Source organism: Chitinophaga sp., from assembly GCF_036569185.1.
Classification (GTDB): Bacteria; Bacteroidota; Bacteroidia; order Chitinophagales; family Chitinophagaceae; genus Chitinophaga.
The window spans coordinates 1-2,904 of record NZ_DATCRD010000311.1 but is presented as its reverse complement, the minus strand read 5'-3'; the positions used below and the strand labels follow the sequence as shown (position 1 = coordinate 2,904).

The window sequence follows — 2,904 nt, the reverse complement described above, 5'->3', positions numbered from 1 at the left end:
CAGTGAAAAATTGCTGAGGAAATAACGGAAACGGCTGATCGTAAATGTTTCGCCGGAGGCGTTGGTATAGGTAGCCTGGTTCCTTAGCAGCGGCTGCTGCCCCACCAGGTGGGTGAACGATAATTGCAGGGAAGGTACAGGCTCCGGACCGGCAGGCATCCAGGCAAACAACGCGGCGATAACCAGGAACCAGCAAGCATAGGAAGCAAAAATCCGCAAAATCATGGTATCCTCTTTTGTAAAGAAAGTTACAATGATTTTGCGGATTAATATTAAAAAGAAGCCTGCCGGCTACACTCTCTTATATCCTTTCCAGCCGTATAAAAACACGATCACAAAGCAGAAAGCGGGAATGCCGAAAGAAATGGCAAGCGACTGCCACTCCGTTACAACTCCCATCAGGTAAGGAACCGAAGCTCCCCCCACAATAGACATTACCTGGAAAGAAGCGCCGCGTTTGGTATGCACGCCCAAATCTTTTACCCCCAACGCAAAAATAGTTGGGAACATGATAGACATAAAAAAGAAAATAGCGATCAGCGCATACACAGAAGCAGCGCCGTTGCCGGTCATTACAAAAATGCTTAACGCCAGGTTGATGAGGGCATAAACAGACAGTAAAATATTCGGCGCTATTTTACGCATCAGCGCAGTGCCCACAAAACGGCCGCCCATAAACAATCCCAGTCCTACCGATAGCAGGTAGGAAGCGTTTTCCGTAGTAATCCCATGCCAGTAAGTAGTGACATAATTAATAAACAATGCGCCCACACCTACCTGCGCCGCTACATAAAAGAACTGCGCTATTACGCCCAGCACAAAATGACGATGGGCAGAAAGCGGGCGGGTATCTGCCATTACTTCAGGGCCTTCCTGTTCAGCCTCTTTGATTTCAGGTAATGGTGTTCTGTAGAAAAAACCTGCGATCAGCAATACCACCACGCCTATGACAATGTAGGTGAGTTTTACTGTTGTAAGATCACCGCTGCCGCTGCCAAAAAATAATTTACCGCCAATAATAGGCCCCAGGAAAGATCCCAGCCCGTTAAAGCATTGCGATAGGTTCAACCGCTGCTCGGAAGTGGATTTATCGCCCAACACTGTTACATACGGATTGGCAGCTGTTTCCAGGCAGGCCAGTCCGCAGGCAAGAATAAATAATGCCAACAGGAAAAAGTCGAAGCTCAGCGCCCCCGCCGCAGGGAAAAACAGGAATGCTCCGGTGGCGTACAACAGCAAACCGAGAATAATTCCTTTCTTATAACCGAACTTATTCATAAACATGCCTGCAGGAAATGCCATGAGGAAATAAGCGCCGAAATAAGCACCCTGTAATAAAGTAGAACGTTTGGTAGTAATGTTTAATACCTCCTGAAAATGTTTGTTCAGTACATCCAGCAGCCCGTATGCCAGTCCCCATAGGAAGAACAGGCTGGTAACAAGGATCAGCGGGAACAAGTAGCTGCCAGGCTTTGCGCCTGTATCTTTATTGGTGGTATAGGTGGAATTACTTACTGCGCCTCCGGCCATAACGAAGAATTTAATGTTTCAGGTGATTGAATATTGTAACAGGTGTTGGGTCTTAATCCTTAGCTGATGGATCTGTCGAGATGGGTATAACCGCCATCTACATATACAATTTGTCCGGTTGTATGAGAGGAACGTGGCGACAACAGGAACACGGTGCTGTTGGCAATTTCCGTGGATGTGGTCATTCTTTTTTCAAATGGAATATTTGCGGTGATGGACGCCAGTTTCTCTTTTGGATTTGGCAATGAATTGATCCAGGTTTCATACAGCGGGGTCCATACTTCAGCAGGGATCACCGTGTTAACGCGGATGGAATAAGGCAGCAATTCCACCGCCCATTCCCGGGTAAGCGCATTGATAGCTCCTTTGGAAGCCGCATAGCCACTGGTGTTGCCCTGCCCGGTATCGGCCACTTTAGACCCGATGTTTACAATATTTCCCTTGGAGGCTTTCAGGTAAGGCAATGCGAAATGTGCCAGGTTGTAGTAGTGCGACAAATTATTCTGCAGTGATTGCATAAATTTTTCAGGGCTGCCGCTTTCCAGTCCTACGCCATCATTGGCACCTGCATTGTTTACCAGGGCATCTATCTTTCCATACTTTGCTATTGTTTCAGAGATCACTTTTTTACAATCCTCCACTTTACCCAGTTCAGCGGTAATAGCCATGGCTTTGCCGCCTGCGGCGATGATTTCGCCCACTGTTTTTTCATTATCGGCGGTACTGCGGCCGGCAATCACGCTGATGCCGCCTTCTGCAGCCACCAGCTTTGCAATAGCTTCCCCGATCCCTTTTGCACCACCGGTAACGATGATCACTTTCTCCTGTAATCCTAAATCCATAGTATGTATGATATTATTTTTTATAGATGATAAAATGAGCGGGCATTGCCCCCCATTATCTGTTCCTGTTCACTTGTTGATAAGGTGCTGATAAAATCCGTCACCAGTTCTTTCACTTCGCGGTATTTTGCCGCCACCAGGCACACGGGCCAGTCGGAACCGTATACCAGCCTGTTTGCGCCAAAAGCTTCCAGCGCTACTTCCATAAAAGGCCGGAAATGTGCGGGTTCCCACTGCTGCCAGTCGGCTTCCGTTACCATGCCGCTCAGCTTGCAGTATACATTCGGCGATTTTGCAATGCGGCGCATATGCGCTGCCCAGGCATCCAGTTCTCCCGCTTTGATACCGGGTTTGGCCAGGTGATCAATGATCAGCGCCTGTTCCGGGAACTGTTGTACAAATTCTTCTACCGCAGGCAACTGTTTCGGGTATACGAGAATATCATAGGTAAACCCGTGTTGCTGCAGCGCTTTGATACCACGGCAGAAATGTTCACCGAGAATGAACCGGTTATCCGGTTCACCCTGTACAA

The 2,904-nt window shown here is 48.0% G+C and carries 4 protein-coding genes; all 4 read right to left on the bottom strand.

The window, feature by feature from the left end; genetic code table 11:
* Nucleotides 1-225, bottom strand: a 225-nt coding sequence (locus VIM72_RS24120; RefSeq protein WP_332005381.1) for an MbnP family protein, incomplete at its 3' end; no start/stop codon positions are given.
* A gap of 66 nt (nt 226-291) precedes the next feature.
* Entirely contained in the window at nt 292-1,530 is a 1,239-nt protein-coding gene (locus VIM72_RS24115) for a sugar MFS transporter (protein WP_332005380.1), read from the bottom strand.
* A gap of 59 nt (nt 1,531-1,589) precedes the next feature.
* Nucleotides 1,590-2,372 carry an SDR family oxidoreductase gene (locus VIM72_RS24110; protein WP_332005379.1) on the bottom strand — a complete coding sequence of 261 codons (783 nt, stop codon included), beginning with the start codon at nt 2,370-2,372 and terminating at the stop codon, nt 1,590-1,592.
* A gap of 20 nt (nt 2,373-2,392) precedes the next feature.
* On the bottom strand, nt 2,393-2,904 hold a 512-nt coding region (locus VIM72_RS24105), incomplete at its 5' end, for an amidohydrolase family protein (RefSeq protein WP_332005378.1).